This window comes from Aeromonas sp., from assembly GCF_051657805.1.
In the GTDB taxonomy this organism is placed as follows: domain Bacteria; phylum Pseudomonadota; class Gammaproteobacteria; order Enterobacterales; family Aeromonadaceae; genus Aeromonas.
Window position 1 is genome coordinate 150,331 of the sequence record NZ_JBOFLJ010000047.1, and the last position, 26,082, is coordinate 176,412.

Below are 26,082 nucleotides of genomic sequence, written 5' to 3' on the forward strand. Positions count from 1 at the left end.
CACCCACCCTCTCCCGCCCTCACGCACATCACATCCCTCCAGCCCTGCCTGTTTTTTCTTCATCAATGCATATTTATGATAAAAATCACATCCATATGACTCTCTTTTGCGTACTGTGATCCCGCCTGCGACCGCCATGAGTCGAGGCTGCGGGCCCAAGGGGTCTGCAAAACAACAAAAACGATGTCAGGCCAAGCTGAACATCACAAGGGTCCCACATGAATCAATCATTGCCGCTGTTAACGTCGCTGCGGGGCATTGCTGCCCTGATGGTGGTGCTGTTCCACGCCAGGCTACTGCTGTTTCCCCAGTGGAAGGAGCCCATCGCCGAGGTGACACAACTCATCGAGAACGGCTACCTCTGGGTCGATCTCTTCTTCATTTTGAGCGGACTGGTGCTGGCCCACGTCTATGGGCAGGCCTGCGCTGGCCCTAATCGCACCATCGGCTATGGCCGCTTTCTCTGGCTGCGGTTGACCCGGGTCTACCCCCTCTATCTGCTCACCCTGTTGCTGCTGGTCGGCTGGGAGCTCTACAAGGCCCAGCATCAGATAGGCTTCTTTGCAGGTCCGCTGTTCAAGATGTGGGAGTGGGAGGGCATGCCGCCTTTTGGCTCCCCCTTCACCCCGGTGGAGGCCCTGCCGAGCGCCCTCTTGCTGCTGCAGGTGGTGACGGATCATGGCCTGACCTGGAACTTCGCCGCCTGGTCCCTGAGCGTGGAGTGGATAAGCTACCTGCTGTTCCCACTGCTCATCCCACTCGCCCTCACCCACAGCCGCTGGAGCCATCTCGCCCCGCTGCTGGCCTTCACTGTGCTGGCGTTTATCGTTCACCGCCAGGGCACCCTGGATGTCACCAGCGGTGTGCTGGCGGTGGGACGAGGGGTGAGCGAATTCGTGCTCGGCCTCTGGCTACTGCCCAGGGTCAAGGCGAGCCGGCAGCTGCCCATGATGAGGCAGGATCTGCCGCTCTTGCTGGCCTTTGCCCTGCCCTGGGTGCTGCTGCAATTCACCATGACGGCGCCATTGACCCTGCTGCTGATTGGCGCCTATGTGCTGCTGATCTGGATTGCCGCAGCCCAAGGCGAGCGCCAAAGCCCGCTGCTGCGCCTGCTCGACAATAGAATCACCAACTGGCTCGGGGATCTCTCCTACTCCCTCTACCTCTGGCACGTTCTGGTGCTGCTCACGGGCATAGAGCTCATCCATCATCTGGCCCCCGGCCTCACCGACTGGTGGTATGCCCAGACCAACCCGCTGCTGGGGTTGCTCGCGACCCTCACTATGCTGACCCTGCTGCTCGGCATTTCCTGGCTGAGCTACATCGGGTTTGAGCGGCCTATGCAGCGCAAGCTGCGCCGCTGGCAGGGCATCAAGCGACCGTGGCCAAGGCCAGTGAAGCAAGAGGAATAAACCGGCGTCACCGCGCCTTCCAGCGCCATAAAACAGGCCCGCAATCCATGCGGGCCTGTTTCTTATTGAGGCTTTGAGCCTCAGTCCCGCTGAGGCGCCCCCAGGGGGAAGTAGTGGCGATAGGGTCTCGCCTCGTCCACCACCCGGGCGACGCTGGGGTGGGCCAGCAGCCGGGCGCGATAGGCTCTAAGCACGGCGCAGGCGGGCGGGATCTCGTGGGCCCAGTCCGCGTAGAAGAGGGAGGGCGCGGCGGCGCAATCGGCCAGGGTGAAGTGCTCCCCCGCCGCCCACTCTCGTCCGGCGAGGTACTTGTCCAGCCAGGGGTAGATCTTGTCCAGCACAGCCTTCGCCTCGGTGACCCCGAAACCGTCGCGCTCGGGGGCCGGACGCAGCCTGTCCAGAACCACCTTCTGCATGGGGGTCATCACATAGTTGTCGAACAGGCGGTCCAGCATGTGGGCCTCAATGCCCGACTCCCCGGTGGGTACCAGGGTGCTGGGGCCCGGGTGCTGCAGCTGCAGGTACTCGATGATGGTGCTACTCTCCAGCAGGGTGCGCCCCTCATCCACCAGCACGGGGAAGCGCTTGAGGGGCCAGAGGCCGGCGAGCTCGGCCTTCACCGTGGGGGACTCCAGGTTGTGGTACTCGAACGACAGGGCGTTCTCGTAGAGGGCGATCAGCACCTTCTGGCTGTAGGACGAGAAGGGATGGGCATAGAGTTTCATATCACCGGATCCTTATGTGTCATTGCATTTATCCAATAAACAGTGCGTGTCATTCATAAAATCCAACCAAGACAGCGAAATATGTCACCAATGGCAGATTCTGTGTTTATCCCTGCTCCTTGAAGGCGAGCACCATGACGCCCCCGGCGATGAGGGCGATGCCGCACCATTCCCGCAGGGAGGGGCGTTCTCCCAGAAACAGGACGGCGAAGATCACCACCAACACCAGGCTGAACTTGTCGATGGGGGCCACCTGGGCGGCGTCACCTAGCTGCAGGGCGCGAAAATAACAGAGCCAGGAGGCCCCGGTGGCCAGCCCGGAGAGGCCGAGGAAGAGCCAGCTGTGGCCGGAGAGCGCCAGGGGATTGCTCCACTGACGAGTGGTGGTCACATAGAGGCAGAGCAGCAGGAAGATGATGGCGGTGCGGATCAGGGTCGCCAGATCCGCGTTGATCTGCGCCACCCCGAGCTTGGCAAAGATGGCGGTCAGGGCGGCGAACAGAGCCGACAGCAGGGCCCAGCCAAACCAGTTCAGGGTCGAAAAAAACGAGTTGCTCATGATCTTGCCTTGCAACACGGGGGTGAGCTAGTTGTAGCAGAGCCTGGGGAGGACGGGATCCTGTCCATCAATGGATGCAGGCACTCCGCCCGGTCTGCCCTCCTCCACTTCTTGCCCCGAGCGTCACCGCCCTCTTCGCTTCAGGTTCCACCTCAATTGCGAATCGGATCCCTCACCCTCTTTGTGGCATAATGCCCCGTCCCGTGGCCTTGGGTGGCACGGTCTGGGGCCAGTCCCCACGCGGCGCGCTCCGTCAGCTCGCCCCGCCACCCAGGCTCACCCGTTTTCTGCGATTATCCGCAATGCGATGACCGCACCCATATCGAACCGCTTCATGCGAGCTTGAACCAAGAGGGGTCAGTATGTCTTCCATTCGTCTCACCCAATACAGCCACGGCGCTGGCTGCGGCTGCAAAATCTCCCCCAAGGTGCTCGACACCATCCTCAAGAGCCAGATCCCGGGATTTGACGACCCGACCCTCATCGTCGGCAACAGCAGCAAGGATGACGCCGCCGTGGTGGATATCGGCAACGGCCAGGGCATCGTCTCCACCACCGACTTCTTCATGCCCATCGTCGACGATCCCTTCACCTTCGGTCGCATCGCCGCCACCAACGCCATCAGCGACATCTACGCCATGGGGGGCAAACCCATCGTCGCCATCGCCATTCTGGGCTGGCCCATCAATACGCTCGCGCCGGAAGTGGCCCAGCAGGTGATCGACGGTGGCCGCCAGGTGTGCCACGAGGCTGGGATCTCCCTGGCCGGTGGTCACAGCATCGACGCCCCCGAGCCCATCTTCGGCCTGGCGGTGACCGGCATAGTGCCGCTCGATGCCATCAAGCAGAACGACACCGCCAAGGCGGGGGATGTGCTCTACCTGACCAAGCCGCTGGGCATCGGCATCCTCACCACGGCCCAGAAGAAGGGCAAGCTCAAGCCCGAGCACGAGCAGCTGGCCCCCGAGGCCATGTGTACCCTCAACAAGATTGGCCAGCGCTTCGCCACGCTCCAAGGCGTGCACGCCATGACGGACGTCACCGGCTTTGGTCTCGCCGGCCACCTGCTGGAGATGTGCGAAGGCTCCCAGCTCTCTGCCCGCCTCGAGTTCAATGCCCTGCCGCTCTTGCCCGAGGTGGATCACTACCTCGCCGAGGGTTGTGTCCCCGGCGGCACCCTGCGCAACCACGACTCCTACGGCCACAAGCTCGACGCCATGGACGATCGCACCCGCAACATCCTGTGCGATCCCCAGACCAGCGGTGGCCTGCTGGTGGCGGTCGGCAAGGAGAGCGAGGCCGAGCTGCTGAGCATTGCCCGCGAGGCCGGTCTCTCCCTCTCCCCCATCGGGGTGATGAAGCCTCTCGTGGGTGCACGCTTTATCGAGGTCATCCAATGAGTGAATTGCCCCAGGCGACGGATCTGGCCCGGATATTCCTGGAAGATGTGCCGCTCATCGATCTGCGCGCCCCCATCGAGTTCAACGAGGGGGCCTTCCCCCATGCCGTCAACCTGCCGCTGATGACGGATGAGGAGCGCGCCCAGGTGGGTACCTGCTTCAAGCAGCAGGGCCAGGCCGCAGCCATCGCGCTGGGTCATCAGCTGGTGGGTGGAGATGTGCGGGCCCAGCGCCTGGAGGGCTGGCTGGCCCAGTTGCGCCAGCAGCCCGACACCCTGCTCTACTGCTTTCGGGGCGGCCTGCGCTCCCAGACGGTGCAGCAGTGGCTGGCGGATGCCGGCGTCACCCGCCCTCGGGTGGCCGGTGGCTACAAGGAGCTGCGCCGCTTCCTCATGGATACTCAAGACAAAGCCTCGGCCGAGTGTCACTGGACCGTGCTGACCGGCATGACGGGCTCCGGCAAGACCCACATGCTGGGGCAAGTTGCCCAGGCGGTGGATCTGGAGGGGCACGCTCACCACAGGGGCTCCTCCTTCGGCCAGCTGCCGGGTGGCCAGCCCAGCAACATCAACTTCGAGAACAGGCTCGCCATCGAGCTGCTCAAGCGCCGCCACCTCGGAGAATCCGCCTTCGTGGTGGAGGACGAGAGCCGCCTCATCGGTCGCTGCGCCCTGCCGCTGAACCTCTATGAGGCCATGTGCCAGGCACCGCTGGTGGTGGTGGACGTGCCACAAGAGGAGCGCGCCGAGCAGATCCGGGCCGATTACGTCGAGGATCTCTGGTTGCGCTATCGGGAAATGTACGGCGCCGAGGAAGGCTGGCCGCTGTTTGCCGCCTACCTGACCGATGCCCTGGCGCGCCTCAAGCGCCGCCTCGGGGACAAGGATCACCGGGAGCTGGATGCCCTGATGCAGGCAGCCCTCGCCGAGCAGGCCAATAGCGGCGACACCGAGCCGCATCTGGCATGGATCCGCCTCTTGCTGACCCGCTACTACGACCCCATGTACCTCTATCAACTCGACAACAAGCGAGAGCGGATCCGCTTCCGGGGTGATAAGGCGGCATGCCTCGCCTACTTTGCCGAGCAACACGCCAATCAGAAGAGTTCGACATGCTGAAATTTGAAATCATTCCTGTCACCCCCTTTGCCCAGAACTGCTCCCTCATCTGGTGTGACGAGACCCGTCAGGCGGCGTTGATAGACCCGGGCGGCGAGGCCGACAGGCTGCTGGCTGCCATCGCCAAACATGGGCTGACGCTCGCCAAGATCCTGCTGACCCACGGTCATCTGGATCACGTGGGAGCCGCCGACCAGCTGCGCAAGCAGACCGGCGTGCCCATCACAGGGCCCCACCAGGAAGACGCCTTCTGGCTCGACATGCTGCCCCGGCAGAGCCAGATGTTCGGCTTCCCCCACACCCCGGCCTTCACCCCGGACGCCTGGTTGGCAGAGGGAGACAAGGTGGCGCTCGGCAACTGCGAGCTGGAGGTCTATTTCTGCCCGGGCCATACCCCGGGTCACGTGATCCTGCTGAGCCAGGCCGAACGCCTCGCCTGGGTCGGTGACGTGCTCTTCGCCGGCGGCATCGGCCGTACCGACTTCCCCCGCGGCGATCACGCCACTCTCATTCGCTCGATCACCGAGACCCTGCTGCCTCTCGGGGATGACATCGTCTTCATCCCGGGCCACGGCCCCAGCTCCACCTTCGGCCACGAGCGGGTTAGCAACCCCTACCTCAGCCAGCCTGCCTGGTAGCCGCACATCCCAAAGAGAAGGGCGACCCCAGGGTCGCCCTTCTTCTAGATCCACACCCTGGCCCAAACGCCAGAATGCAAAAAGCCACTCCGAGGAGTGGCTCTTCATTCAACCGGACTGACGCAATTAGATGCGTACGAAGTCCAGGTGAACCAGCTTATAGCGAACCGGGTGACGCTGGATAGCCTTCACGTTCACTTTAACTTCTTCGCCGTTGATGACCAGGGTCAGCTCGGAGGAGTAGAACTCCGGCTTCTCTTGGGCCAGGATCAGCTTTTTGTGGTCCAGGGTAACGGACACGGCTTCTTTGCCTGCACCGTAAACGATGGCAGGAACTTGGTCAGCATGACGCAGGCGGCGGCTCGCACCTTTCCCCAGGTCAGAACGGACTTCAGCTTGGAATACGAAAGACATAGTAGTTATCTCTTTTAAGATGAATGTATGGTGTTGACTGCGACCGGTCAGCACCTCGCAAAACGAGCGCGAATACTAGCATGGGGCCTTGGTGGATACAAGCCGCCGGGGTGCTCTTCGCCGTATTCCCTCTTGGCTCATGGCTGGCCGATGCCGTGCAAAGGCCGCCATCCCCTCAGTGCCCCTGCTCCAGACGGGCAAATTGCTGCTGACGCTGGGCCGGGCTCATGGCATCGAACCGGGCCAGGGTCTCGGCCCGCGGGCAGTAGAGGCGCTGGCCCGTCCTGACCCGGATCCCCGCCCCCATGCTGGATCGGTTCTCCTCCACCAGCGCCAGCAGGTAGCTGTAGGTATCCGTCCCCCTGCTCCCCTGGGAGACCAGCTCACTCGCGATGCGCCAGAGGGTCTCCCCCGCCGCTACCCGATGACAAGGCTGAGAGCCTCCGGCCGCGGGAGCCGACAGGGTCAGCGTGGCTTCCCCGCCTTGCTCAGGGACACTCATGGGGCGAGAGGCCAACTGGGTGGCGCCCTCAAGGGAGGGGCCATACCCCAGATTGGCCAGCAGAGGCTCTCCCGCCTGCCGGCGCACAGCGCCCCGGGTGGGCAAGGAGAACTCGGCGATAAAGGGCTGCATCCCGGGCTCAATCTCCGTGGCCACCGCCTGCACAGGCGTGCTCCCCTGATGGGGGGAGACTCCGTAGGCCATCTCGTCGATACGCTTGAGGCGCGCCAGATAGGCCTTGGAGAGCTGGGCCTCTCCCTCGAACAAGTCGAAAGGGGGCACCAGGCGAGCGGGGAAGAGGATCTGCCAGCGGCCATTTTTCTTCTTCTGCTCCAGCGGCGGGAACTGATTGCCCCGCCAGGCCACGAAGATGGGCGGCACGGCGCGGTGCGCCGGATAGTACTCCGGATTGAGCTGCACCCAGGTCTGCTCCGCGATGGGTTGATAGCCGCTGATATTGACCAGCGCGGCCCCTAACCAGATCCCCCACATAGTTGCGCCTCCCCGTCTCTTCTTGTTCGCGCCCTGCCCCTGACTCTTCCTGTCACCCCATCACACAATGATTCAGGAAAACAGATAGATAGCAGCTTAGCACTGGGCAATCGCATTGAGCACCCGTTTATCGGAAACCGGATAGGGGGTGCCCAGTTGCTGGGCGAAGAAGGAGACCCGCAGCTCCTCTATCATCCAGCGAATGTTGGCCACCTCGGTCGGGATCAGCTGGGATTTCGGGATCTTGGCGAGCAGCGCCTTGTATTCGGACTCCACGCTCTGCACCTTCAGCATGTAGACCCGATCCCGGTTCGGATCGATGGCCAGTTTCTCGAGGCGCCGCTCGATGGCACGCAGGTATCGCAGCAAGTCCGGCAGCCGCTGCCAGCCGGTCTCGGTGACGAATCCCTTGTGGATGAGCTTGTCCAGCTGCAGCTGGATGTCGGACATGGCAAAGGCCGTGTCGAGCTGCATCTTGCCCTTGAGCCGCTTCTTGATCTCGTGGGACAGGGTCAGCACGGCCTCCACCTGCTTGGCCACCTCCACCACGGCATCGTTCAATTCGGCGCGCACGAACTCCTTGAGGGCCTCGAAGCCCGCCTCGTCCCAGGCCAGGCCGCCGTGCTGCTCGATGAGCTTGTCGCAGCCGCAGGCGATGCAGTCATCGATGAGATCGGCCACCTTGCCGAAGGGATTGAAGTAGAGGCCGAGCTTGGCCTTGTTCGGCAGCTTCTCCTGCAGGTACTTGATGGGAGACGGCACCCCCAGCAGCACCAGCCGCCGTTGGCCCGCCCACATCAGCTGCTGCTGTACCACAGGGCTCTCCACCAGCTGGATAGAGACCGAATCCTTCTGATCCACCAGGGCCGGATAGGCTTTGACCTCGAAGCCGGCCCGCTTCTGGCTGTACTCCTTCGGCAACTCGCCGAAGCTCCACAGGGTCAGGCCGGACTGCTCGATGTCATCGTCCGCCACCTGGGACAGGGTCTCCTGCACCCGGCCGCGCAGGGATTCTTTCAGCGCCTCCAGATCCTTGCCTTCAGCCACCTTCTTCTGTTTGTCGTCCACGACCCTGAAGGTAAGTTTCAGGTGATCGGGCACCGCAGCCCAGTCCCAGGACTCGCGGGGCACTGTGACCCCCGTCATGCGGCGCAGCTGGCGCTCCATCTCGTCCAGCAGCGGCCCCTGCTCGGGGCTGATGCTGGCGAGCAGGGCGTCGGCGTAGTTCGGCGCCGGCACGAAGTTCTTGCGCATGGGCTTGGGCATGGACTTGATGAGGGCCACCAGCAGCTCGTGACGCAGCCCGGGGATCAGCCACTCGAACCCCTTCACTTCCACCTGGTTGAGCAGGGGCAGCGGGATATGCAGGGTGACGCCGTCCGCCGCCTCCCCCGGTTCGAACTGGTAGCTCAGTTTCAGCTTGAGGCGCCCCTGCTGCCAGACGTTCGGGTAGTCGAGATCGCTGATGTGGGCCGCATCCCCCTTCATCAGCATCTCTTTCTCGAAGTTGAGCAGCTCGGGAGCCCGCTTCTGCGCCTCCTTCCACCACTTGTCGAAGTGGCGGGTGGAGATGATCTCCTCCGGCAGGCGGGCATCGTAGAAGCGGAACAGATCCTCGTCGTCCACCAGGATGTCGCGCCGGCGCGACTTGTGCTCCAGCGCCTCCACCTCCGCCAACAGCTTTCTGTTCTCGGCGAAGAAGCGGTGACGGGTCTCGAAGTCCCCCTCCACCAGGGCGCGGCGGATGAAGAGCTCGCGGCACTGGGCGGGATCGATGCGGCTGAAGTTGATGAGGCGCTCGTTGACCAGGGTCAGGCCGTAGAGGGTCACCTTCTCCTTGGCCATGACGGCCCCATTTTTCTTCGACCAGTGAGGGTCGCTGTGGTGCAGCTTGATGAGATGCCCCGCCAGCGGCTCCACCCACTCGGGTTCAATCTTGCCGTTGATGCGGGCGTAGAGGCGCGAGGTCTCCACCAGTTCGGCAGCCATCACCCACTTGGGCGGCTTCTTGAACAGGCCGGAGGCTGGGAACAGGTGGAAACGGCCGTTGCGGGCGCCGAGGAACTCGGGCTTCTCCAGATCCTTGTTGCCGATATGGCTGAGCAGCCCCGTCAGCAGGGCGCAGTGCACCGTCTTGAAGTCAGCGGGTTCCACATTGGTCTTGAAGCCGAGCTCCTTCACCGTCTGGCGCAGCTGGAAGTGGATGTCCTGCCACTCGCGCACCCGCAGGTAGGAGAGGAACTCCTTCTGGCACAGGCGGCGGAACGGGTTGCTGCCGAGCTGATCCTGCTGCTCTTTCAGGTAATTCCAGAGGTTCACGAAGGCGAGGAAGTCGGAGTCCTTGTCTTCGAAGCGCCTGTGCTGCTCGTCGGCGGCCTGCTTCTTCTCCATGGGGCGCTCGCGGGGATCCTGGATGCTCAGACCCGCGGTGATCACCATGACTTCGCTGAGACACCCGGTTTGCGCCGCCGTGATCACCATCTTCGCGAGCCGCGGATCGAGGGGGATGCGCGACAGCTGGCGACCTGTCTCGGTGAGCTGCAGCTTCTCTTCCAGCTCCCGCCCGTTCAGATGGCGGGCAGGCAGCTCCTTCACCGCCTCCAATTCTTTCAGCAGGGTCAGGCCGTCCTTGATGTGGCGGGACTCCGGCGGCTCGACGAAGGGGAAGGCCTCCATGTTGCCGAGCCCCAGCGCCAGCATCTGCAGGATGACGGAGGCCAGGTTGGTGCGCAGGATCTCGGGATCGGTGAAGGCTGGGCGATTGTTGAAGTCCTCCTCCGAGTAGAGACGAATACAGATACCGTCCGCCACCCGGCCGCAGCGCCCCTTGCGCTGGTTCGCGCTCGCCTGGGAGACCGGCTCGATGGGCAGGCGCTGCACCTTGGTGCGCCAGGAGTAGCGGCTGATGCGGGCGGTGCCCGGATCGATGACGTAACGGATGCCCGGCACGGTAAGGGAAGTCTCCGCCACGTTGGTGGCGAGCACGATGCGCCGCCCCGCGTGTTGCTGGAATACCTTGTTCTGCTCGGCGTTGGAGAGGCGGGCGTAGAGCGGCAGCACCTCGGTGTCCCGCAGGTTCAGCTTGCGCAGGGCGTCGGCGGTGTCGCGGATCTCCCGCTCCCCATTCATGAAGATAAGGATGTCGCCTAGCCCTTCCCGGGCCAGCTCTTCGACGGCGTCGAAGATCCCCTGCAGTTCGTCGCGATCCCCTTCTCCCTCCATCAGCGGGCGATAGCGTACCTCCACCGGGTAGGTACGGCCGGAAACCTCGATGACAGGCGCCTGATTGAAGTGGCGGGAGAAGCGCTGGGGGTCGATGGTGGCCGAGGTGATGATCACCTTGAGATCCGGCCGCCTCGGCAACAGCTGCTTGAGGTAGCCGAGGATGAAGTCGATGTTGAGGCTGCGCTCGTGGGCCTCATCGATGATGATGGTGTCGTACTGGGTCAACAGGCGGTCGTTCTGGATCTCCGCCAGCAGGATCCCGTCCGTCATCAGCTTGATGTGGGTCTGCTCGCTCACCTGATCCGTGAAGCGCACCTTGTAGCCCACGAATTGGCCGAGCTCGGACTCCATCTCCTCGGCGATGCGGGCCGCCACGGTACGGGCCGCCAGACGGCGCGGCTGGGTGTGGCCGATATAGCCCTTCACCCCGCGTCCGAGTGCGAGACAGATCTTCGGGATCTGGGTGGTCTTGCCGGAGCCGGTTTCCCCCGCGATGATCACCACCTGGTGTTCGCTGATGGCTTTCGCGATCTCCGCCTGCTTCTGGCTGACCGGCAGGTTGTCCGGATAGGTGACTTTTGGCACGCCGGCCAGGCGAGACCGGTAGCGCGCCTCGGCCACCTCCAGATCCGCAGCTATGGTCGCCAAGACGGCGGCCTGTTTGGCCTCTGGCAGCTTCTTGACCCCGTGCAGACGGCTGGAGAGACGGCGGGCGTCGAGATTCATGCAGGCGGACAAGCGGCGACGCAGCGCCTCGAGAGAGAGAGACAAGGTACTGATTCCTTATGAGAAGCCCGCAAGGGGCCAATGCGATAGCTGGGGCAGATCCTAAAGAGCGGGGGGGAGCGGTGCAAGCCTTAAAGCAGTCCCTCCCAGGCGAAGGCATTCAGATGACATAAAAAAGAGCAGGCACCCTGCCTGCTCCCGTTTCTTATTAACCACCAGGGCTCATACCCTGGCCTGGCGCACGAAGCAGGTGCCGAGCTGGGCATGGATGGCCTGCATCACGTTGTGACGGCTGATGACTCCAAGCAGCCGTCCCCCCTCCACCACCGGGTAGATCTTGGGTTTTTGCCCCATCATCATCTCCGCCAACTCCAGAATGCTGGTGTCGGGGTCGACCGCCAGCACCTCCTTGCGCATCACATCCCTGACCTGAGCCACCTGCTCGCAGTGATAGGCCTCTTTGAGCATGACGGCGATGCAATCCTGCTCCGATACCCAGCCGATCAGATGGCCCTGGGGATCCACCACAGGACCGCCGAGCTGATGGCTGTTGAGAAACTTGGTGACGGCGGCCTGTACCATCATGTCTGCGCTGAACGTGATGGGCCGGGTCTGCATATAATCCTTCGCCTTGAGTGATTCCATGACGCTTCCCCCAACAGGCCTCCCGGGCGGGAGGCGCGAGCCGGGCGGGATGTCCGGCTCACCCCAAGCATAGCCCGCCGGGCCTCAGGAGATGGACTGCAGCAGCAGCAAGAGCTCGTTCTGACTGTGGCAGTCTGTCTTCTTGAAGACCCCCTTCAGGGTGGATCGCACCGTCTCCACCTTGACCCCGCGCAGCTCGGCAATGTCGTTGCTGCTGTAGCCCTTGCTCATCAACACCAGCAACTCCTTCTCGCCGATGGTGAGGGGATAGAGGCTCGCCAGGGCCTCGATGTCCGGGTTGAAGGCGTGCTCGGGGTCGCGCAGCACCACTTCCACGTAACGCTCGAAGCGGTTGAGACCACTCATCAGGGTGCATTGCACCAGCAGCGGTCTTAAATCCGCCTGACGGGGAATAGACATATAAGCGCTGGCCCCCGGCAGCAAATAGGCGAAGCCGTTCAATATCTCCTTGAACTGACGCTGCTGCTCCTTATTTTGTAGCGAGAAGATACCATTCATGGCCCGCAACTCCACATTTTCATCGGAGATGCGATTGAACGCCACATTGGAATAATGAATATGCCCCTTGTCATCTATGATGGCACTGGGCTTATTATGGTTTTTAACCAGTTGTTGCAGTTGATAATTCTGCGTTTCCAGGGCGAGCAGGTTCCAATAATGCTGACTCCAGGCCGCCAGACCGGAATAGATCTCGGTGAGGGAGGAGATATCCTGGGCGCTGAAATCATCCTGGGCGCTGCCACGATAACTGCACAGACTGCTGAGCCCCCGCCCCTTCACCCGGCAGACACCGCCCGCCGCATACTGGGCACCAAAACTCGCCAGCAGCCCCGGTGAACTGGAGATGGCATTGGCGTTGACTATCCCCTGGCAGCCCTTGTCCAGATAATGATTGAACCACACATCCTGGCGATGGTGTTGCACATAAAACTGCTGCTGGGCCTCGGTCAAGCCGCTCGCGAAGAGCTTGATGCCGGCGCTCTTGTCATCATCCCGCAATAAGAACAGGGACGAGCTGCCGGACAGTTCAACGCGAAATTGGTCCACCACCAACTTAATGTCAGAATCATTAATACCGCACTCATATAACTGGCTGATATAGGGCGATATCCTTTCTTTTACTAATGCCTTCACACCCGAACTCCTAATTCTTATTTTTATTGAAGAGGCATCTTACTCTGCAATGGGAAACTCGAGAAGCCATCAAATCAATAAAGCCTTTATAACTAATCCATGAATAGTCATGAAAACGATACATATGAAAGCAGGCAACAAAAGTTTTTAAATCCAAACTAATGTTTCAACTTGTTCTTGTCGCTTGAAAAGGGGTTTATCTGCTTAACGAGGTTCCCGTCACTGCCCTTTCCCTTTGTGCCGACCCCTTCCCTTCCTTCAGGCCTCGGCCCCACTCAGCCATGAACCCGAGCGTCCCCTTGTCAGACCCGACTGCATAAAACCCATACGGGTCTTCACACTAAAGTTGTTACTTTTTAGTGAATTTTTTGCTTTCATTTTGCTTCCTAGCCGATATTGTATATACAAATCAACATTCGACAGGAGTTGACCCATGAGGATCACAAGGAGGAACAATGGAGCCTGAGAATACCCTGACCGCCCCCACCCGCACCGGAGCCGGCATCAAGCTATGGCTCACCAGCCTGATCGGGATCGCCATCTTCTTCGTTCCCTTCGAGCTGGCGGGTCGCAGCACCATACTGGTGGATCACCTGGCCGGCTTCCTGATAGCCAAGCGCCCCCTCGCCGTCGGTCTCATCCTGCTGCTGATCGCCTATGGTGCCATCAGCCCCCTGCTGGACGGTCGCTGGCGTGCCCGCCCCATCGATCGGGTGCTGAGCCTGTTCAAGCTGCTGGGGCTGGGGCTGGCCATCCTCTATGTCACCGATCTGGGCCCCGCCTGGCTGATGACGCCGGACAGGCTGCCCTTCCTGTTTGACAAGCTCGCCATGTCGGTAGGCCTCATCGTTCCCATCGGCGCCATGGCCCTCACCTTCCTGCTCGGCTTCGGATTGCTGGAGTTCATCGGCGTCCTGATGCAACCCGTTATGCGCCCGCTCTGGCGCACCCCAGGCCACTCCGCCATCGATGCGGTGGCCTCCTTTGTCGGCAGTTACTCGGTCGGCCTGCTCATCACCAACCGGGTCTTCCTCTCAGGGAAATACACGGTGCGGGAGGCGGTCATCATCGCCACCGGCTTCTCCACCGTCTCCGCCGCCTTCATGATCATCGTGGCCAAGACCCTCGACCTGATGGGGCACTGGAACTTCTACTTCTGGTCCACCCTGGTGATCACCTTCGTCATCACCGCCATCCTGGCCCGCGTGCCCCCCATCAGCACCATGAACGATGAAGGGGAAACCGACGAACCGCTGCCTGCGGGCCAGAGTCGCTGGCAAGCGGCCCTCGCCTGTGGTCTCTCCCAATCCCGTCAGGCGGACTCTCTCTCGCGCCAGCTCATGGACAACCTGAAAGATGGCGTCACCATGGCCGCCGCCGTGGTGCCCACCATCTTGTCGGTGGGCCTGCTGGGCTTGCTGCTGGCCCAGCACACCCCCTTGTTTGATCTGCTGGGATGGCTGCTGTGGCCGCTGACCTGGTTGCTGGCGTTGGGTGAACCGCTTGAGACGGCGCGGGCGCTGTCGGCGGGGCTGGCTGAGATGTTCCTGCCCGCCATCCTGCTCAAGGATGCGGACTTGCTGGTGCGCTATGTGACGGCCGTGGTGTCGGTGAGCTCAGTGCTCTTCTTCTCCGCCTCCATCCCCTGCATTCTGGCCACCAAGATCCCGGTGAACCTGGGGCAGCTGGTGGTGATCTGGCTGCTGCGAACCCTGCTCGGCATCTTGCTGGCCGCCCTCTGCGGTCGACTGGCGATAGCCCTTGGTTGGCTGAGCTAGCCCGGCATCCTTTGCCGCAAAACAACAAAGCGCCCAATGGCGCTTTGTTTTCTTATCTGTGCAACTTGATGACGCTGGGCTCAGGGCGCAATCTGGGCGAAACGCCCGCTGTTGAAATCGTCGATGGCCTGCACGATTTCGGCCTGGGTATTCATCACGAAGGGGCCGTAACCGACGATGGGCTCATCAATGGGCTCGCCGCTCAGCACCAGTAACACCGCATCCTCGCTCGTCTCAAGTTGCACCTCGCTGCCACTGGGATCCAGCAGCACCAGCTGCGCCTCGGTCGCCTCCTCCTGGCCATTGATCCGCACCCGCCCCTTGAGCACGATCAGGGCGCTGTTCCAGCCATCCACCAGTGGCAGTACCATGCTGGCACCACCGTTCAATCTCAGATCCCAGACATTCATGGGGGTGAAGGTGCGGGCCGGCCCTCTCGCCCCGGTCAGCTCACCGGCGATGATGCGTACCACCCCGGCCCCATCGGCAAGGGGCTGCACCGGAATGCTGTCGCTGCCGATGGCCTGATAACCGGGGGCCGACATCTTGTCCCTGGCGGGCAGATTGACCCAGAGCTGCACCATGTCGAGGGTGCCCCCCTGCTGGCTGAACCCCTCGGAGTGAAACTCGTCGTGCATGATGCCGGCCGCCGCCGTCATCCACTGCACGTCACCCGGCCCTATGACCCCCCCCTGTCCGGTGGAGTCGCGATGGGCCACCTCCCCCTTGTAGACGATGGTGACCGTTTCGAAGCCCCGGTGCGGATGTTGACCCACGCCTCTTGGGGCCGTGGCCGGGCCAAACTCCATGGGACCCGCCCGATCGAGCAGCAGGAAGGGGCTCAGGGCCTTGCCGTGGCTCTGGTAGGAGAACAGGGAACGAACCGGGAAACCGTCGCCCACCCAGTGAGCGCGCGGCGCACTGTAGATACCGATGACTCTTTTCATGATCCTCTCCAACTCGATGATGGTGCCTGGGATCATTATGTGGATGGAACGACAACGGCGGTAGGCGTAATATTGGGCCTCAGCGTCCTATATTGTGAACGATAAAGCCATGACTCCCGATCTCAACGATCTCTATTACTACGTCCAGGTGGTGGACAACGGCGGCTTTGCCCAGGCGGGACGGGCCCTCGGCATCCCCAAATCCAAGCTCAGTCGACGCATCGCCCTGCTGGAGGAGCGGTTGGGGGTGCGCCTCATCCAGCGCTCCAGCCGCAGTTTTCAGGTCACCGAGCTGGGCCAGGCCTATCACGCCCGTTGCCGGGCCATGCTGGTGGAGGCAGAGGCGGCCCAGGCCATCATCGACTCCACCCGGACCGAGCCCTGCGGCGTGGTGCGTCTCTCCTGCCCCATCGATCTGCTCCACGCCCATGTGGGCAAGATGCTGGTGGAATTTGCCCTGCAGTACCCCAGGGTCGGCGTGCAGCTCATCGGGGTGAACCGGGCGGTGGATCTGGTGAGCGAGGGGCTGGATATCGCCATCCGGGTGAGGCCCCTGCCCCTGGAAGACAGCGAGCTGGCCATGCGGGTACTGGGGTATGCAAACCAGTGCCTGCTCGCCAGCCCAGACCTGCTTGCCCGTCATGGCGAGCCGAAGGGGCCGGCGGATCTGCTGGGTTGGCCGAGCCTTGGCCATGGCAGCACCATGGAGGGTCACCGCTGGCAGCTGCTGGGGCCTGATGGCGCCGAGGTGAGGCAGCATCACAGCCCCAGGTTTGTCACCACTGACATGCAGGGCCTACGGCGGGCGGCCATCGAGGGTCTCGGGGTCGTCCAACTGCCCACCATGATGGTACAGGAGGCGCTGAGTGACGGCAGCCTGCGGCATCTGTTGCCCAGTTGGGCACCGCGTCAGGAGGTGATCCATGCCGTCTTCCCCAGCCGACGGGGTTTGCTGCCCTCGGTACGAGCCCTGATCGATCACCTCGCCCAAAGGTTTGCCCCCCTGGCGACACGGTGAGCGGAGCCATGAGGTTGTTCCGTCTGTGGTTAGAGCCCCCACCTCGGCCCCAAGCCTTAAACAAAGACGCCTTAAACAAAAAGGCCGGAGCATTTGCTCCGGCCTTTTTCAGGATCTGGCACTCAGGTGCCCACATCCAAATCTTTAGAACGGCAGCTTCATGCCCGGGGGCAGTTGCATGCCACCGGTCAGCTCGCCCATCTTTGCCTTGTTCTGCTCTTCCACCCGGCGCACGGCGTCATTGACGGCGGCGGCGACCAAGTCTTCCAGCATCTCCTTGTCATCTTCCATCAGGCTGGGATCGATCTCGATACGGCGCACGCTGTGGCTGCCGGCCATGGTGACCTTGACCATGCCGGCACCGGCTTCGCCGACTACTTCCATCTGGGCAAGCTGCTCCTGCATCTTCTGCATGCGCTCTTGCATCTGTTGGGCCTGTTTCATCAGGTTACCCATTCCACCTTTACCAAACATAGGTCGTCTCTCGTCTTGAAATCCGGCATACGCGCCGGGCTGTGGGCTCGTTCTACCCCAGATGGGGGCAGCCAACGGTGTTTTCAACCGGGAGCCAGGCTCCCGGTCTCCATTAATCCATCGTCTTCAACGGCTCAGGGGCTCGATGCTCTCGGGATGGAGCACGGCGCCAAATCGCTGCTGCAAAAATTGTACATGAGGATCTTCGGCCAGATCCCGGCTCACCTGCTCGCGCACCCCGAGATAGAGACGATGCTCTATCTCGAGCGGCGTCTCGTGCGCCGGATCCGTGCCAAGGGTCACCTCCACCTGCACGGTGCCCCCGAGCTCGGGGCCGATGATCTCGGCCAGATCGGCGCGGGCCCGATCGCTCACCAGATGGCGCTGCTCGGGCTTGAGGGTAAGCAGCACCCTGTCCCCCTGCTGGCTCATCACGGAGTTGATGGCGAGTTGACGCAAGCGCCCCCCCACGCCGGTACGGGCGATGAGCTCGGCCCAGGGGTCGCCGCAGTTGATCAGCAGTGAGGAGGGAATAAGCCGCGAAACCTCCTCCCCCTCATCTTGCTCGGCGTCCCCTTCCAGCTCATCCCAGTCGATGGTTTCCATCAGGGGGGGGGCGGGCTGAGGCTCGCTCGGCTCGGCTGCTGCCATGGGGAGTGGAGCCGGAGCTGCCGACGCGGTAACAGAGGCTGCGGCGGACGGCACCCCGTCCAGATCCCAGGGCGGCAGATCGTCCGGCTCTGGTCGCGCCCTGGTTGGTGCAGGCGCGGCCGCTCGCGGCGTCGGTGCGGCCTGGGGCAAGGGCGCGCTGGCGATGGCGTCACCAAAGCCCTGACTCAGGTACTCTTCGTAATCACCACCACTCTCCTCCTCATAGGCGTCGAGGGGGGGCAAGTCATCGTAGCCCATGGCGGCAGACTGCCGAGCCGGAGTCGTAGGCTGCCGAGCCGGGGCCGCAGGCTGCCAGGCCTCGGCAACCGGCTTAGCGGCCGGTGCGGGAGCGAGTGCTGGCTGGACAGCCGCCACGGGTTTGCCTGGCGCCGCCCTGGACGTTGCCGCCGGGCTGGTGGCATCCCCCCGCAGGCGGCTTCGCAGCAAGTTGCGCTTGCCCAGCAGGCTCTGCATGCTGGACGCGGCGGATGGCGCGGCCTGCTCGGTCGGCATCGCCTCTTGGGGAGCAATGTCAGCTGCATTGGCCTGCTCATGCTGCACGGCAGGCGCTGCCGGTGCGGCGGGCGTGTTCGGCTCAGTGGCCTGGGCCGGGCTCGGTTCGGCCAGATCCGGCGTCCCCTCATAGCCCATCTGCCGGGCGGCCTGCAGCAACTCCTCCTGCTCGGCGAAGAGCGGCGTCAACGTCTCCTGGCCAGCCTCTATGGTCTCGGCATCCTCTTCAAGCACAGGTTCTTGTGTCCCCTCGGCACGCACGGTATCGAGGGGATGGGCCTGTGCCGGCTCCGGAGTGGCCGGCGCGGTTGGGGCAGGCTCAGCCCCGCGAGGCTTTCCCAGGGTGGCGGATGCCGCCCCCCCGGCCACCGGCATGGCCTGCATGGAAACGGGGACGGCGCTCAGGCTGGCGGGATGCAGCACCTCGCGGCGCGGGGAGAAGGCCAGCATGCGCAAACAGGTCATCTCCAGGGCGGTGCGCCCGTCCGGCGCCCAGGGTAGATCCTTGCGGCCCCCGAGCACGATCTGGTAGCAGAGCTGCACCTCTTCCGGGCTCATGGCCCCCGCCAGTTGCAGCAGGGCATCGGCGTCCGCCCCCTGCTCCTGCACGCTGGCGGGGAGCAGCTGCGCCATGGCGACGCGGTGGAGCAAGGCTTCGAGCTCGGCATGCAGCTGATCGAAGTCCGGCCCCAGGGTGGCTATTTCGGTGATCTTGGCCATGGTCGCCGGAGCGTCCTGGCGCAAGATGGCTTCCAGCAGCTGGTGCAGATGATGGTGATCCAGCGTCCCCAGCATGGTGAGCACACTATCCAGCCGCACGCTGCCGTTGCCGTGAGCCAGGGCCTGATCGGTCAGGCTCAGGGCATCGCGCATGCTGCCGTCGGCCGCCTTGGCGAGCGCCAACAGGGCGCGAGGCTCGAACGGCTGACCTTCCTGATCCAGCACCCATTCCAGCTGCTTGGCGATCTGGCTCTGATCCAGGCTCTTCAGGTGGAACTGCAGGCAACGGGAGAGGATGGTGATGGGCAGCTTCTGCGGATCCGTGGTAGCCAGCAGGAACTTCACATAGGGAGGCGGCTCTTCCAGGGTTTTCAGCAACGCGTTGAAGCTGTGACGCGACAACATGTGCACCTCATCAATGAGGTAGACCTTGAAGCGGCCGCGGGCGGGTCTGTACTGGACGTTGTCCAGGAGCTCGCGGGTGTCTTCCACCTTGGTGCGGGACGCCGCATCGATCTCCAGCAGATCGACGAAGTTGCCCTGATCGATCTCCCGGCAGGTGTCGCAGACGCCGCACGGGTGGCTGCTGATCCCCTGCTCGCAGTTGAGACTCTTGGCCAGGATGCGGGCTATGGTGGTCTTGCCTACCCCGCGGGTGCCGCTCAGCAGATAGGCGTGGTGCAACCGCCCCTGATCCAGGGCATTGGTCAAGGCGGTCAGCACATGCTGCTGGCCAACCACTTGTTCAAACGTATGGGGGCGCCATTTACGCGCCAGAACCTGATAGCTCATAGATCTCGATGCTGGAAAACGAGGCTTTGAGCCGGATGCTAACACAAATGCGGGGCGGGCTGTATGGGGGATGAGGCGCCCGGGGCGGGATCGCTTCATTTTCAAACCGATGCCGGGGAGGCATGGGTCATAACGTCGACAGGCAGGCTGACGAGGCCTGCCTGTCGGTCAAACCGGCGGCTTATTCCCCGGCGAGTTCGACCAGGGAAACCACCTTGACGCCAGCGGCGGTCAGGCGGGCATCACCCCCCAGGGACGGCAGGGAGATGATGAAGGCCGCATCGGCCACCTCACCACCGGCGCGGCGGATGAGCTTGACGGTGGCGTCGACGGTGCCGCCGGTCGCCAGCAGATCGTCCACGACCAGTACCTTGTCACCGGGAACGATGGCATCGGTGTGCAGTTGCAGGGTATCGGTACCGTACTCGAGGGCATAGGACTCCTCGATGACGGCGCGGGGCAGCTTGCCAGGCTTGCGAACCGGCACGAAGCCCAGCCCCATGGCGAAGGCGACCGGGGCGCCGAAGATGAAGCCGCGGGCCTCGGTGCCGACGATCTTGGTGATCCCTTGATCACGGTAGTGATTGGCCAGCAGATCGATGGTGGCCTTGAAGGCCTCGGCGTTCTCGATCAGGCTGGTGATGTCGCGAAACAGGATGCCCGGCTTCGGGTAGTCGGGAATGGTCTTGATGCTCGCTTCGATAAACTTCAGGGTATCCGGATTCATTATTTGACCGCTTATTTTTTGAGCCCTGCAGTGGCGGTTTGAGTGAATGCCGCCTGGGGCAATAAAAAGGCCCGTCACGCAAAAATGACGGGCCGACTCCATAGCATTATTGCTGCAATAGCTTAGGGATTTCACTTCTCCATTGCAACTGGCTCCAGCACCGGCAGGCGCATTAACCAGGTGAGCAGGATCACCATAATGGCAACCAGCAGGAGCCGCACCCAGGGCAGGGGTACAACCAGCAGCGACACCGAGAAGGAGATGAGGATAAAGACGATGGCACGGCGCCTGGCATGACGGCGGATGCCGCGATACTGCTGCCAGTCATGGATGGGGGGGCCAAACCAGGGATGAGCCAGCAGCCAGCGATGAAAACGGGGAGATGAGCGGGCAAACAGCGCCGCCGCCAGCAACATGAAGGGGGTGGTCGGCAGCAGGGGCAGAACGATCCCGACGATCCCCGTGGCAAAGGCCAACCAGCCAAGGGCCATCAAACACCAACGCTTCATTAGGACTCCGGTTCAATACATCTTTCCCTAGCCTAGCAGACTTGCCCAAGGCACCGACAGCGCCGCGATGGGCCTGGCGTCTGTATGCGCGTTATCTGAGCGCCCACCGCCCTCACCTCATTTTACTTGGGGAACAACGCTGACAGCGTCCCCCAATACCTCTACAATCTGCCCTCCTTTTTACTCCTTCATCCTTGCGGAACCGGTTATGCGCGTTATTTTGGCCCCCATGCAGGGGGTGCTGGATCACCTGATGCGGGAGGTTCTCACCTCCGTCAACGATTACGACCTCTGCGTCAGCGAATTCATCCGGGTCGTCGATCAGCTGCTGCCCGCCAAGGTGTTCCATCGCCTCTGTCCCGAACTGCGCCAGGATGGCAAGACCCGCGCCGGCACCCCGGTGCGGGTGCAACTGCTGGGCCAGCACCCGGAGTGGCTCGCCGAGAACGCGGTGCGCGCCATCGAACTCGGCTCCCCCGGGGTGGATCTCAACTTCGGCTGCCCCGCCCCCACGGTCAACAAGAGCAAGGGGGGGGCCGTGCTGCTCAAGGAGCCCGAGACCATCTACCGCATCGTCAAGGCAGTGCGTGAAGCCGTACCCGCCCATCTGCCGGTCAGCGCCAAGATCCGCCTCGGCTACGATGACAAGACCCTCTATATGGACAACGCCCAGGCCGTGTATCAGGCCGGGGCCTGTGAGCTGGCGGTGCACGCCCGCACCAAGCAGGAGGGTTACAAGGCACCGGCCCACTGGGAGTATGTGGATGCCATCCGCCGCGCCCTGCCCATTCCGGTGACCGCCAACGGGGAGATCTGGGATCACCAGGATGCCCTCGCCTGCGCCCGTGTCTCCGGCTGCGACGCCCTCATGGTGGGACGCGGCGCTATCTCCCTGCCCAACCTCGCCAACGTGATGAAGACAGGCTGCGCCCACATGAGCTGGGCCGAGGTGCTGCAACTGATGGTGAGCTACACCGAGCAGGATCTGGCGAGCGAGAAGGCCGACTATTACCCCAGCCGGATCAAGCAGTGGTTCAGTTACCTCAAACGCGAATATGCTGAGGCAGACGAGCTGTTCCGGGATATTCGTCTGCATAAGGAGACGGGACCTATTCGGGAAGCCCTGCTGCAAGCCGCGAAAACTGTGAGCTAACCCACTTTTACTTGACTCATGTCATCTCGACAACCCACGCGCATCCCTATACTGGCCGAGTTTTATAATCCGTATCAAGGGGGCGCGTGTGTGCGAAATAACACAAACCCAGCTGGCCGAGTGGCGTGATCGCTTGCAGGCAGACTGGGTGCAAGTGAGAAAAGAGTTAATTGCCGAGCTGAAAGCCAACCGGCGCAGCGACTGGGCAGAACAGATCGAGGGTTGTGAGCGCGATCAACTGGTGGATCTCATCGCTCGCCTTCGGCTGCCCAAGGTGGATCAGCGGGTTGCCCGCCTCAAGCGGATCGATGCCGCCATCTGCCAGATGGATCTCGGCCTCTATGGTCTCTGCTCCGATTGTGAAGAGCCTCTCTCCTCCGCCCAGCTGGAGCAGGATCCCAGCCTGCAACGCTGTCCGCGCTGCGAAGCCCGCTACTGCAAAGGGTTCCACGCTCACGAACTCTGAGGGGTCCCCTTCCCCTCTTCTATTCCCTCTCCCCTTCCCCCGGCTCACCAAGGCCTGTGATCACACCGCGAATGACTGGCCCATTCGATCCGAGACGAGCATCCAGGATGGTGCGACATGGCGATCGTGTCGCGCTTTCACCCATGGGACGGCCCCAGGCTAGTCAATCAGGGCGTGCTTCTGCGCGTAGGCGTAGAGCCCCATCCGGTTGCGCACCCCCAGCTTGGCGTAGATTGAGGTCAGGTGGTTGCGCAGGGTGTGCTCGCTGATGTTGAGGCGATCCGCAATTTCCATCGTGCTCGCATCCGACCCCAGGGTGATAGCGGCTATGGTCTGCTTCTCCTTGCGGGTCAGCCGCGCTATCTTCTCCTGCTCGGCGTGATCCCTCCCCTTCTCTCTGGCGACCGCCATCAGGATCCGCTCCGTCGCGGCCCGATCGACCCAGTATTCACCGTCATGTACCTTCAGGATGGCCTTGAACAGCACCTCGACCGACTCCCGCTTGCTGATGGCACCGCAGGCGCCGGCCAGGACGGCCCTGTCCTGCTGCTCGAGATCTTCTGTGGTGGAGAGGGTGAGCACCCGGACGTTGGGACCGGACAGCAGTGTGGGGATCTGCTCGATCCCGTTGCCGCCATCCAGATCGAGCAGCACCACATAGCGCTTGTCGGCCTCTATCCATTGGGCGACCTCGGAGGGATGGGCCACACAGGCCACAAGCGCCAACTGGCACAGCTGTGCATTGATCGCCTCTCGCAGCCCCCATGCCACTATGGGCAAGTCGCAGACCAAGATCAGGTTGACTCTGGCATCCATGCCTTACTCCCCAATATTCCGCCGTCCATGTTGCCGGCGCACAGCCCCTGGCAATGCGCCTCTCCCTACTCAAACTAGTCGAAATCTCCTGGTTTTGTCCTGCTTCGTTGGATGCCTTGTCATGCATAAAACGGTCTGATTTTTCCATTTTTCATCCCGACCTTCTGACCTAGGCTATCTGCATGACAACACCATCTCACCCCCATGCTCGCCTGCATGAACGCGTCAAGGTGATGGTACCGGTCCGGCTGGAAGGCCAGACAGGGTTCACCCGAGACATCAGCGTAGGCGGCTGCTACCTGCAACTGGACGACATCGATCTTCAGGACGATGAGATCAGCTTCGAGCTCGATCTGGGGGCCGCACACAGGGCCATGAAGGTACGGTGTTGTGGGCAGGTAGTGCGGGTGGACCACATGGGCTATCTGACTGGGATTGCAATAAAGATCAAGGGACTGCAACTGTTGCTCAAGTAGATCCACAACGGTTGCCGATTGCGCGACGACATTGCCGGCGAGGCGATTCGTCATCGTAGAGCCAAGGAGAACTGACATGGCCAGCACCACGACCAGCGGCGGAACCGTTACCTCATTTTCCAACACCCCCCAAGCCAAGGATGACACCTTCAGCACCGCCCTCATCGGTGGCGTGAGCGGCACCCTCATCACCGAGGATTTCGCGGGCATCGTCTATCTCGACGTCATGGCCAACGATCTCGGTGGCAATGCCAAGACGCTCTGGTCCCTGGACGATGGGATCAGCGCATCCACCTCCACCAAGCTCTATGCCCCCGCCGATCTCCTTGTCCAGGATACGGCCAGGTACGAATCCGTCAGTACGGATACCAGCTTCTACGGCGCCAAGATCTGGATCACCGCGGATGGCAAGGTGGGATACGATGCCGGCACGATGTCGGCCGCCTTCAAGCACGATCTGCAAGCGCTCTCCGCTGGACAGACGCTGAGCGACAGCTTCACCTACTCGATCCGCCTCGGGAATGGCACCCTGAGCTGGGCCACGGCCAGGATCGAATTTACCGGCGCCAACGACGCGGCTGTGATCACCGGCACCAGTACCGCCAGCCTGACCGAAACCGATGGGGCCCAATCCATCGGCGGTACCCTCAGCGCCAGCGACGTCGACAGCTCGGCCGCCTTCGTGGCACAGACCAATGTGGCCGGCAATCACGGCTACGGCAGCTTCAGCATCAATGCCAGTGGGGTCTGGACCTATCAGATGAACGGCCCCCACAACGAGTTCGTGGGGGGACAGCAGTATACAGATTCCATCACTGTGGCCACCGCCGACGGTACCACCCAGGTTCTGACGGTGACCATCATTGGCACCAACGATGCCGCCGTGCTCTCCGCCGATGTGGTCAACCTGACCGAAACCAACGCAGCCGCCGCTCTCTCGACCAGCGGCACCCTCACCATCACCGATGTCGACAGCCCGGCCAGCTTCGTTCCCCAGCTGGCCACCGCCGGGCTCTACGGCAGCTTCAGCATCGACACCGCCGGCGCCTGGAGCTACAGCGCCAGCAGCGCCCACGACGAGTTCGCCGCCGGCATCACCTACACCGACAGCTTCGACGTCGTCTCCGCCGACGGCACCCACACCTCGGTCACCGTGAAGATCCTCGGCACCAACGACGCGGCCGTGCTCTCCGCCGATGTGGTCAATCTGACCGAGACCAACGCGGCCGCCGACCTCTCGACCAGCGGCACCCTCACCATCACCGATGTCGACAGCCCGGCCAGCTTCGTTCCCCAGCTGGCCACCGCGGGTCTCTACGGCAGCTTCAGCATTGATGCCGCCGGGGCCTGGAGCTACAGCGCCAGCAGCGCCCACGATGAGTTCGCCGCCGGCATCACCTACACCGACAGCTTCGATGTGGTCTCCGCCGACGGCACCCACACCTCGGTCACCGTGAAGATCCTCGGCACCAACGACGCCGCCGTGCTCTCCGCCGACGTGGTCAACCTGACCGAGACCAACGCGGCCGCCGACCTCGCGACCAGCGGCACCCTGACTATCTCCGATGTCGACAGCCCGGCCAGCTTCGAACCCCAGGTGGCGACGGCTGGGCTCTACGGCAGCTTCAGCCTCGATGCCGCCGGGGCCTGGAGTTACAGCGCCAGCAGCGCCCACAATGAGTTCGCCGCCGGCATCACCTACACCGACAGCTTCGACGTGGTCTCCGCCGATGGCACCCACACCTCGGTCACCGTGAAGATCCTCGGCACCAACGACGCCGCCGTGCTCTCCGCCGATGTGGTCAACCTGACCGAGACCAACGCGGCCGCCGATCTCTCGACCAGCGGCACCCTGACTATCACCGATGTCGACAGCCCGGCCAGCTTCGTACCCCAGGTGGCGACGACTGGGCTCTACGGCAGCTTCAGCCACGATGCCGCCGGGGCCTGGAGTTACAGCGCCAGCAGCGCCCACAATGAGTTCGCCGCCGGCATCACCTACACCGACAGCTTCGACGTGGTCTCCGCCGA

At 62.7% G+C, this 26,082-nt stretch carries 23 protein-coding genes; 10 read left to right on the forward strand and 13 right to left on the reverse strand.

Annotation, left to right across the window (positions count from 1 at the left end):
- Positions 1-218: 218 nt before the first annotated feature.
- The gene (locus tag ACRCYW_RS15455; RefSeq protein WP_438550938.1) at positions 219-1,412 is read left to right on the forward strand and encodes an acyltransferase family protein; all 1,194 of its coding nucleotides are present in this window, start codon (positions 219-221) and stop codon (positions 1,410-1,412) included.
- A gap of 80 nt (positions 1,413-1,492) precedes the next feature.
- Here the strand turns inward: ACRCYW_RS15455 and ACRCYW_RS15460 are convergent, their stop codons facing one another.
- Both ACRCYW_RS15460 and ACRCYW_RS15465 read right to left on the reverse strand, forming a co-directional pair.
- A complete protein-coding gene (locus ACRCYW_RS15460; RefSeq protein WP_438550939.1) occupies positions 1,493-2,137 on the reverse strand; it encodes a glutathione S-transferase family protein in 645 nt (214 codons plus the stop codon).
- Positions 2,138-2,243: 106 nt separating this feature from the next.
- Positions 2,244-2,696: an EamA family transporter gene (locus tag ACRCYW_RS15465; protein WP_438550940.1), complete on the reverse strand. Its 453-nt coding sequence runs from the start codon at positions 2,694-2,696 to the stop codon at positions 2,244-2,246.
- Positions 2,697-3,058: 362 nt separating this feature from the next.
- Here ACRCYW_RS15465 and selD point away from each other — a divergent pair, with 362 nt between their 5' ends.
- Genes selD through ACRCYW_RS15480 form a run of 3 tightly spaced genes read left to right on the forward strand, consistent with a single transcriptional unit; the run spans position 3,059 to position 5,852 of the window.
- Positions 3,059-4,096: a selenide, water dikinase SelD gene (gene selD, locus ACRCYW_RS15470; RefSeq protein WP_438550941.1), complete on the forward strand. Its 1,038-nt coding sequence runs from the start codon at positions 3,059-3,061 to the stop codon at positions 4,094-4,096.
- A complete protein-coding gene (gene mnmH / locus ACRCYW_RS15475; RefSeq protein ID WP_438550942.1) occupies positions 4,093-5,214 on the forward strand; it encodes a tRNA 2-selenouridine(34) synthase MnmH in 1,122 nt (373 codons plus the stop codon). Before selD ends, mnmH begins: the two co-directional genes overlap by 4 nt.
- Entirely contained in the window at positions 5,208-5,852 is a 645-nt protein-coding gene (locus ACRCYW_RS15480) for an MBL fold metallo-hydrolase (protein WP_438550943.1), read from the forward strand. Before mnmH ends, ACRCYW_RS15480 begins: the two co-directional genes overlap by 7 nt.
- A 126-nt stretch (positions 5,853-5,978) precedes the next feature.
- Here the strand turns inward: ACRCYW_RS15480 and rplY are convergent, their stop codons facing one another.
- From rplY to ACRCYW_RS15505, 5 genes are all read right to left on the reverse strand, one after another.
- Positions 5,979-6,266 (reverse strand): 50S ribosomal protein L25, encoded by a 288-nt coding sequence (rplY, locus tag ACRCYW_RS15485; protein ID WP_025326956.1) that lies wholly within the window; start codon positions 6,264-6,266, stop codon positions 5,979-5,981.
- A gap of 175 nt (positions 6,267-6,441) precedes the next feature.
- Positions 6,442-7,260 (reverse strand): hypothetical protein, encoded by an 819-nt coding sequence (locus tag ACRCYW_RS15490; protein ID WP_438550944.1) that lies wholly within the window; start codon positions 7,258-7,260, stop codon positions 6,442-6,444.
- A gap of 96 nt (positions 7,261-7,356) precedes the next feature.
- The gene (gene hrpA / locus ACRCYW_RS15495; RefSeq protein WP_438550945.1) at positions 7,357-11,256 is read right to left on the reverse strand and encodes an ATP-dependent RNA helicase HrpA; all 3,900 of its coding nucleotides are present in this window, start codon (positions 11,254-11,256) and stop codon (positions 7,357-7,359) included.
- A 177-nt stretch (positions 11,257-11,433) separates the two neighbouring features.
- Positions 11,434-11,856, reverse strand: coding sequence for a CBS domain-containing protein (locus ACRCYW_RS15500; protein WP_438550946.1), 423 nt, complete (start codon positions 11,854-11,856; stop codon positions 11,434-11,436).
- Positions 11,857-11,940: 84 nt separating this feature from the next.
- On the reverse strand, positions 11,941-13,011 hold the full coding sequence (locus ACRCYW_RS15505) for a helix-turn-helix transcriptional regulator (protein ID WP_438550947.1): 1,071 nt from the start codon (positions 13,009-13,011) through the stop codon (positions 11,941-11,943).
- Between the two features lie 455 nt (positions 13,012-13,466).
- On the opposite strand from ACRCYW_RS15505, the gene ACRCYW_RS15510 reads away from it, so the two are divergent.
- Positions 13,467-14,789, forward strand: coding sequence for a YjiH family protein (locus ACRCYW_RS15510; RefSeq protein WP_438550948.1), 1,323 nt, complete (start codon positions 13,467-13,469; stop codon positions 14,787-14,789).
- An 80-nt stretch (positions 14,790-14,869) separates the two neighbouring features.
- On the opposite strand, the gene ACRCYW_RS15515 is transcribed toward ACRCYW_RS15510, so the two are convergent.
- Positions 14,870-15,736 carry a pirin family protein gene (locus ACRCYW_RS15515; protein ID WP_438550949.1) on the reverse strand — a complete coding sequence of 289 codons (867 nt, stop codon included), beginning with the start codon at positions 15,734-15,736 and terminating at the stop codon, positions 14,870-14,872.
- 109 nt (positions 15,737-15,845) lie between these two features.
- Here ACRCYW_RS15515 and ACRCYW_RS15520 point away from each other — a divergent pair, with 109 nt between their 5' ends.
- A complete protein-coding gene (locus ACRCYW_RS15520) occupies positions 15,846-16,754 on the forward strand; it encodes a LysR family transcriptional regulator (protein WP_438550950.1) in 909 nt (302 codons plus the stop codon).
- Positions 16,755-16,898: 144 nt separating this feature from the next.
- Here ACRCYW_RS15520 and ACRCYW_RS15525 read toward each other — a convergent pair whose 3' ends face one another.
- From ACRCYW_RS15525 to ACRCYW_RS15540, 4 genes are all read right to left on the reverse strand, one after another.
- On the reverse strand, positions 16,899-17,228 hold the full coding sequence (locus ACRCYW_RS15525) for a YbaB/EbfC family nucleoid-associated protein (protein ID WP_050716988.1): 330 nt from the start codon (positions 17,226-17,228) through the stop codon (positions 16,899-16,901).
- 126 nt (positions 17,229-17,354) lie between these two features.
- Positions 17,355-19,904, reverse strand: a complete 2,550-nt coding sequence (gene dnaX, locus ACRCYW_RS15530) for a DNA polymerase III subunit gamma/tau (RefSeq protein WP_438550951.1) — start codon at positions 19,902-19,904, stop codon at positions 17,355-17,357.
- Positions 19,905-20,085: 181 nt separating this feature from the next.
- On the reverse strand, positions 20,086-20,631 hold the full coding sequence (gene apt, locus ACRCYW_RS15535) for an adenine phosphoribosyltransferase (RefSeq protein WP_434662368.1): 546 nt from the start codon (positions 20,629-20,631) through the stop codon (positions 20,086-20,088).
- Between the two features lie 131 nt (positions 20,632-20,762).
- Positions 20,763-21,140, reverse strand: a complete 378-nt coding sequence (locus ACRCYW_RS15540) for a YbaN family protein (RefSeq protein ID WP_438550952.1) — start codon at positions 21,138-21,140, stop codon at positions 20,763-20,765.
- 208 nt (positions 21,141-21,348) lie between these two features.
- Here ACRCYW_RS15540 and dusC point away from each other — a divergent pair, with 208 nt between their 5' ends.
- Together dusC and ACRCYW_RS15550 are read left to right on the forward strand one after the other, a co-directional pair.
- On the forward strand, positions 21,349-22,293 hold the full coding sequence (gene dusC, locus ACRCYW_RS15545; RefSeq protein ID WP_438550953.1) for a tRNA dihydrouridine(16) synthase DusC: 945 nt from the start codon (positions 21,349-21,351) through the stop codon (positions 22,291-22,293).
- A gap of 97 nt (positions 22,294-22,390) precedes the next feature.
- Complete coding sequence (locus ACRCYW_RS15550) at positions 22,391-22,759, forward strand: conjugal transfer protein TraR (RefSeq protein WP_438550961.1); 369 nt, start codon at positions 22,391-22,393, stop codon at positions 22,757-22,759.
- A 159-nt stretch (positions 22,760-22,918) separates the two neighbouring features.
- Here the strand turns inward: ACRCYW_RS15550 and ACRCYW_RS15555 are convergent, their stop codons facing one another.
- Complete coding sequence (locus ACRCYW_RS15555) at positions 22,919-23,575, reverse strand: response regulator transcription factor (RefSeq protein WP_438550954.1); 657 nt, start codon at positions 23,573-23,575, stop codon at positions 22,919-22,921.
- A gap of 182 nt (positions 23,576-23,757) precedes the next feature.
- Between ACRCYW_RS15555 and ACRCYW_RS15560 the strand changes: the two genes are divergently transcribed.
- Together ACRCYW_RS15560 and ACRCYW_RS15565 are read left to right on the forward strand one after the other, a co-directional pair.
- Positions 23,758-24,051, forward strand: a complete 294-nt coding sequence (locus ACRCYW_RS15560; protein ID WP_438550955.1) for a PilZ domain-containing protein — start codon at positions 23,758-23,760, stop codon at positions 24,049-24,051.
- A gap of 76 nt (positions 24,052-24,127) precedes the next feature.
- Positions 24,128-26,082, forward strand: a 1,955-nt coding sequence (locus ACRCYW_RS15565; RefSeq protein ID WP_438550956.1) for a VCBS domain-containing protein, incomplete at its 3' end; no start/stop codon positions are given.